This window comes from Maribacter sp. (assembly GCF_039968975.1).
Classification (GTDB): Bacteria; Bacteroidota; Bacteroidia; order Flavobacteriales; family Flavobacteriaceae; genus Maribacter.
In genome coordinates, this window is sequence record NZ_JBDVOT010000014.1 from 1 (window position 1) to 6,914 (window position 6,914).

Consider the following 6,914-nt stretch of genomic DNA (forward strand, 5'->3'; position numbering starts at 1 on the left):
TCTTTTTAGTCTTACCCTCTTGAGCACGTGCTTTTCCCATATTTAATAAAATGCAAGCATGTTCTTTTGGGTAGTTAACATAAGTCCAAATTTTCAGGGCATTTTCGCATAGTTCAAGCGCTAACGTAATTAATTTTGTAGAAGAATCTCTATCAGCCAGTTTTGCAAGATGAATTGCGGCGGCAGCACAGTTCTGTTGATACATGGCATAATCCCAAGCAGATTTTTTTACATTGAACTCATGCTTTAGTTTAGTGTATAGTTTTAATGCTTTTTTAGCATGTGCTATATCATCGATAAGGGTAGACTTTAAAAAGAAAGCATTTGCATATGCATTATGGGTATGTAACCATTTTTTGTAATTTTTAGATTTGTCAAGAAAAGGTATTAATTCTTCAAAAACTTCAATGCCTTTATCAATAGTTGATATTTGATAGTTTCGATTTAATAATTCAGTGTAGGTATTTGCTAAATCATATAAAACATCGGCAAAGAACTCCTTATGCTTTTCTTTATCAATTAATAATTTAATCTCTTGAAAAGCTAGTATTTGATTTTCAAAAAGAGATGCATCAGCTTTACCCTTTATACTTTCTTGTATTAACTTGCTTTGGTAGTATTTGATATAAGCAAATTCGTATGGTTGTTTAATACTATCAATGATTTCTAGTAGTAAAGTAAGTCGTTCTATGAACTTTTCTTTACTTTCATCAAACGTGTTTTTAAACAATTCTAATTCCCAAATAAGTGTTTGTCTGTATTGAGGTTTGTCGTATTGTGCAATAGCATTAAGGTAATATAAATTTATATCATTAATATATTCTACCATCTCATTTTGACCTGTTGCGGTATATGGCAGATAGCAAAGTAATTCTAAAGTCGCTTTATTAGATATGAAATCAATTTGCTCGATATCTTGTTTGTAAGCTTTTAAAAGCTCGTTGACCGTAGTTGAAAAATACTTGGTTTTTTCTAATTTTATTGACAAGTTTAAATTGAATAGGAGCTTGTCATAAGAATTGTCATTATAAGGTATAACGTCGAATTCTGAAAAAAGAGAGTAAGGTTGGAGTGTTTGTGGGAAATGATACGTAGTGGGACTCAAAAATTCTATTATTAATATAGAATTGCTGCTATTTGCTTCTTCTACACTTTCGTACGTTTTCCATTTATAATCACCTTTTGTTACTTCTTTACTAAGTTGAGCTAATATGCTTGGTTCTTTTCCAAGTACTGCTATTATTGGTTTTTTCTGGAATAACTTAAACAAAAAAAATAATTTAAAGTGAATTCGAAGTTTAGCTGACAGTGAATTTAAACAAATTTTTTATAAGATATATTTGTCTTGAACTAAAGTCAGTATAAGACTTTATCGTGTCAATAAACGTTTTATTTTTTACTTGAGTTTTACTGATTATAGTGGTTATCAATCTGCCAACAACTAATTCGTAAACCATTATTCTATCTATATTCTTTAGGTTTAAAAACATAGGTAAACCTAATTGTAGTATCTATAACTTACAGGCATAAGTCTAATTTAATAATGGTATTATCATACCTATCTTATAAGATTGTATTATTTTGTTTTCAATAGATTTTGGTATGGTTAAGTTATAATCTGATAATTTTGCTTTGGTTTTTTATTTTCAATACCATTCATCATATTAAATAATAGCATTACGGTATTGTCATTGTTTCCGTCAAAACCGCCGTTTTCTTTCAATAGTATTTTTGTCAAAAAGTATAAGGGAGGACAACAATAATAATTTTTAGGAGAAACAATATAGATGCCTTCAACATCATTTCCGAAATTAATATACTTCCATTTCCAGTTGTACTCTTCAACCACCATTTTACCCCATAGGGCTCCTAATTTTAAAGCATATTCTCTTAGGTCTTCATCTGAGTATTTTTTTAATAAAAGTTTGTCCACATACTCTCTGATCCATTGAACTTTTTCTTTTGGCGTCTTTGTTTTACTTTCCTGAATAAGTTCAATACATTCTTGTTCTTTCTCATTTATGGCATCCACTAAATCTTTTTGAAGCTCGGTTACTTTTAATTTATGTTCTTCCATTTGTATATTTTGATGATTCTTTAGTTTCGTATATAATACGTGTAAGTTAAGGTAGGTAATCTTTCAGTATTCAAATACTTTTCTAATGAATTCACATTTCTTCTAAATGTGCTATAATCCTATCCTCTAAATCTATTGGAAACCAAACCAATGAAAACTCATATTTATCAGACTCTTCGCTTGAAATTGAGGTTTCTGTTTTAGTACTTAGATCTCGTAATCTAAAATCTTCATCCATACCAAAAACCATTTTTAAGTTTTTATAATTAGAATCTTTATACTTATCGTAATTTTTTGGTTGATCAATTATTCGCCACCTTTTTTTTATGATACCGTCCCAAAAGATTTGGATCGGTGAAAACATAATTCCCGACTTTATTATATCATTTACATCTGATGTTGCGCAACCTACGTAATTAAATATTTCAACCAAAACAGATGAACTGATTTCTATAACTCTTCCAAATACAAAGTTTTTTGATAAATCTTCGTTTGTTAGTTTTACTTTAAGTTTCCAATCATCTTTTGGCATAAATAGAGGAATACAGAATATGGTTCCAATAATATGCTCTTTGGTTGTTTTCATTTAATGGTATTTACGTCAATTATTTATTAGAATAATTATAGTGATTCTTATTTTAAGCAGCGTTTAAACTTTGTAAAGGCTAAAACAGCCATAGTCAGTTCTTACACCCAAATTTTCGTTGATAAATTTGATATTTGCTGATTTTACCGAATGTTCTATTTTAAAACTTTTGATATAGGTTTTATTCGAAAAATCATACACATGTAACATATTCCCTTGTAATAAAACTAATTTTGATTCTTCTTTATTTAGGCAAAAATCGACTACACCCTTAGAATAAGCCTGAACTTCCAATGCAGGATAATCTAACTGTTCATTTTTTTCAATGTCAATATATAGTAGAGGTTGAAGGTATTTTTCTTTAAGAATAAGGGTCTTGTCTAATTCTGCAAACATCATTTTGTCAATACTTTTGAAATCTCCTCTAATCGTTTTTAAATGATTCTTTGTAGTAATGTCATAAAGTTCAATTTCTCCATGTTTTGTATGTACGGCAAGTAATTTTGATGTTTTTGATAATACCGCACAAAAGGCAATACTCCCATTAATTATTTCCACTTCGTAATTTTGTTCAAACAAAGTATTGTCCTTAAAATCCTTTACAATTAATTTTTCATTTGTTCCGTAGCTATATGAATTTTCAGCAATTGAAATAAAACTGGCCCAATTACCATTTTCCCTATCTGCAATTTTTTCAAAATTTTGATTCTCGATATTAAACGTATAAATGTGATGGTCCAATTTTATTAATAAAGACTTGTTTGTAGAATTAAACAGAATGTCCCAAGGTAAAACATCAGGTAGCTTTATCTTATTCTTTAAATTACCTAGATCGTCAATATTAATTATATAATCATATTGGTTATTTGGATCTTCATATGAACCTTGTTGATATACAAATAACCCTTCTGTAGTATTGGTGAAAGATAAGCATCCAGAATAGCCGCTACTTGTGAAATAATGCAGTTTGGGCTCACCAAATTTTGCATCTTCATTGCTTAAGATATATCCTTTTTTTAGCATTTCCCATTCCTTTTTATAAAAGAATTTCAATGCGTCTTCGTCCATTTTAAAATCTTTCTCGTAAACTCTTGGTTTATCTATTTTCCCATATTTATAAACAACCTTTAAGTCTAAAATTTCAATGTTGAATATTTTATTTAACTCTTTGTTTGTAAGTTCATGTTTCTTATTCATCTAGGTTGATATTTTATTTACTAAAATATAGTAAGTTAACTATAACGGGCATGTGAACATGTTCTTTGTTTTTATAAATATATTGTTCATTTTATTTTTGCCCAGTTGATAGAATAGAATTTTAATCGGTTATCTTATAAAAGACCTTACCATCTTTCATTACAAATACTACATTGTCCAAAGTAGTGATGAAATCATTATTGATATCGCCCTTTACGGCTATAATATCTGCATTTGATTTTGTCGTTAACTGACCAATTTGGTTTTCTTTTCCTAAGAAAAGAGCTGAGATATATGTGCTAGATTGAAGTATGTCTAAAGGCTTCATACCTGCTTCTTCATAGTATCTAAACATGTCTTTGGAAGATTTTCCCCTAGATACTTTTATATCCGTATAATTATCAGAACCGGCAACTATTGGTACTTTTCTTTCAATAGCCCTTTTAAGTCTTTTGTTCATTCTTTCTACATATCCATCAATCCAATCAATGTCATCTTCATCATAACCGGCTAATGCTACATAAGTATCCATGTATGTTTTACTATTTTCTGTAGGAACGAGAAAAATTTGATTTTCGGCCATCATATCTAAAGTGCTATCATCTAAGTTAAATCCATGCTCTATACCATCTACGCCAGCTTCAATGGCATTTAAGGCGGACTGATTTGTAATTGAATGAGCGGTAACTTTTAAATTATATGAATGAGCCACGTCAACAATAGACCTTATTTCTTCAACAGTTAAATAAGTTTTGTTGGGTATATTATCTGCACAAATTTTAATGACATCAACATTTTGGTTTACATGTTCGCGAACTGCATTTTTTGCATCCTGAACATTTTTAATAATTCGGTATTCTAGCTCAACTATATGCTGATGTTCTGGCAAAACCCCATAAATTTGACCACCTTCTGCTGCTAAAATAGGACCCGATGCAAAAATACGTGGACCATCTATAGTGCCTTCGTTAATAGCATCTCTAAGCGCTACATCAAGATATAAACCAGAGTTTCCAAGATCCTTTATGCTGGTTATTCCTTCAAGTAAATAGCTTTTGGCTCTTTTTGCTCCACGCAATGTTCTCAAAGCATCACTTTCCATTGTAAGAGAATGAACGCTATGCTCTGCAAAATCTTCATTAGCCTCTTGAGAAAAAAGAACGTGGGTATGTGCATCTATTAAACCAGGTAGTACAGTATACCCTGTTAAATCGATGACTTTGGTATTATCGGGCAGAGATTTAAAATCACTAACGTCAACAATTTTAGTTCCTTTAACATGTATAAGCCTATTTTTTAATAATCTGTTGTTTTTACTATCGTATAGGGTACCCGCTTTTATGTAGGTGCTTTTTTGTTGTGCTATTGATTTTAATGGCAAAAATGCCAACAGAATTACTACTATATAATATCTTTTTTTCATGTCTTGCCTATTCGGTTTAAGCTTACAGTTCAGTGAACGGTAAGTCCACTGGCGCTGACTCCGAATTTAGTAAATAATTGGCAAGAAAAGTTTTAACGTTAGTTCTAGTTATGAATTAGTTGTAGAAGCTTTTTTCAAAGCTATTGTTTGGTTTACTCCCATAAACAAAACTATGAGTGCTATTGCTCCAATAATCCAATTTCCAATTGGTGTTATGGCAAACGGATTTAATAGTATTAAAACTAAACTCCCTATAACCCAAGTGAAATCTTGAACTATAATCCAAATGACCGCTAGTTTTCTTTGTTTACCTATTTCATACCATATGGTAAGAGAAAAGTATATTAAGATTGCTCCTGTAACCCAGAAAACAGTGTTATTGTCAGTGCCAAACAGTTTTACCAAAGACTCATGTAATAAAATCATTATAACACCAGAGATGCTTGAAAAAATGGCATTGATTTTTAATGAATTTTGTAAGTGGTTCATTTAAAGAAAATTTTGTTTGTGCAAATTTCTCTAAACACAGCCTAATCTCTCTTGACAAATGGTAGTTAATGCATTTTTCTTAATCTGCTTAAAGATTCTGGTGTAATGCCTATCATTGAAGCAATATATTGTAAAGGAACATATTTAAATAGTTCAGGTTCTTCTTCAAGCAATTTATTATAACGTTGTTTTGCCGTTGTGTGTAATTGAGAGAACATGCTCTGTTCCAATAACGCAAAAGAATTAGCTAGTAAAATATTATCGAATTCTAACCATTTAGGTTCTGTCTTATTTAGCCTAAAATGATGCTCTCTGTTAATGGTATACAATTCACAATCGGTAATTGCTTGAATATTCCAGTTGTTACTGGTTTCAAATATAAAACTGGATAATGATGTAATAAACTTGCCTTGACTACCGATCCAAAACGTAATTTCTTTACCATCTACAATATCATACATTCTCATATGACCAGATGCTATAAAAGCCATTTGCCTGCAGATTTTTCCAGATTTAAGAAAGAACTCTCCTTTAGCCACTTTTAAAGGTGTAAAAACTTTAAGAATGTTTTCCATTGAGTTGTTCTCAATAGCTACATGACTTAAAATACAGTTTTTCAATTCTTCCATAGTGTACTATGCTACCATTTTATGTTTAGTTGGTACGTAAAATTGCGAACACCTAACTTTTAATTATGCGCTATTTAAGAACTATTATTTACATGGCGATTTAAAGATTGGTGTGCTATGGTAATATAGCATTATGTTTTTTTACTATAGAAGATAGCGTTAAGTATTAGAAATCATGGGGCAGGTGATAAGCACTGTCGTTTCGGTTTATTACTTAGCTAAATATAAATATTCACAGACGGTTCCATTTCGCACAAAAGTCCTATGTTTTTTATATAGTGTCACCCACTTTTTCTTTTGTTTTTGAATCCATTAGCTGAAGTAAAGTTGGCATCCTATATTTACCATGCATTGATTTTATATTTTCATAGGCTAAGTTCAATTCAACCCCAATAGCTGAAATATAAAGAGGGTTTTTACTTTCCCCTCTTAAAAGAGCTTTTGTATTTAACTTATTTGAATGAAATCCAGTTTTCGCTACACCAATAATAGGGATTTTCTTATCAAGTTTTT

The 6,914-nt window shown here is 30.4% G+C and carries 7 protein-coding genes and 1 pseudogene; all 8 read right to left on the reverse strand.

Annotated elements, in window-relative coordinates:
• The coding region (locus tag ABJI11_RS00595; RefSeq protein ID WP_348348538.1) for a hypothetical protein at positions 1-1,270 on the reverse strand (1,270 nt) is incomplete at its 3' end.
• 336 nt (positions 1,271-1,606) lie between these two features.
• A complete protein-coding gene (locus ABJI11_RS00600; protein ID WP_348348540.1) occupies positions 1,607-2,077 on the reverse strand; it encodes a hypothetical protein in 471 nt (156 codons plus the stop codon).
• Positions 2,078-2,168: 91 nt separating this feature from the next.
• Positions 2,169-2,663, reverse strand: a complete 495-nt coding sequence (locus tag ABJI11_RS00605) for an Imm26 family immunity protein (protein WP_348348542.1) — start codon at positions 2,661-2,663, stop codon at positions 2,169-2,171.
• A 63-nt stretch (positions 2,664-2,726) separates the two neighbouring features.
• Positions 2,727-3,860 (reverse strand): hypothetical protein, encoded by a 1,134-nt coding sequence (locus ABJI11_RS00610; RefSeq protein ID WP_348348544.1) that lies wholly within the window; start codon positions 3,858-3,860, stop codon positions 2,727-2,729.
• A gap of 121 nt (positions 3,861-3,981) precedes the next feature.
• Positions 3,982-5,283, reverse strand: coding sequence for an amidohydrolase family protein (locus ABJI11_RS00615; RefSeq protein WP_348348546.1), 1,302 nt, complete (start codon positions 5,281-5,283; stop codon positions 3,982-3,984).
• 108 nt (positions 5,284-5,391) lie between these two features.
• Entirely contained in the window at positions 5,392-5,772 is a 381-nt protein-coding gene (locus tag ABJI11_RS00620; RefSeq protein WP_348348548.1) for a hypothetical protein, read from the reverse strand.
• A 65-nt stretch (positions 5,773-5,837) separates the two neighbouring features.
• A complete protein-coding gene (locus tag ABJI11_RS00625; protein WP_348348550.1) occupies positions 5,838-6,401 on the reverse strand; it encodes a Crp/Fnr family transcriptional regulator in 564 nt (187 codons plus the stop codon).
• Positions 6,402-6,672: 271 nt separating this feature from the next.
• Positions 6,673-6,914, reverse strand: a pseudogene (locus ABJI11_RS00630) (endonuclease V); the annotation flags it as partial.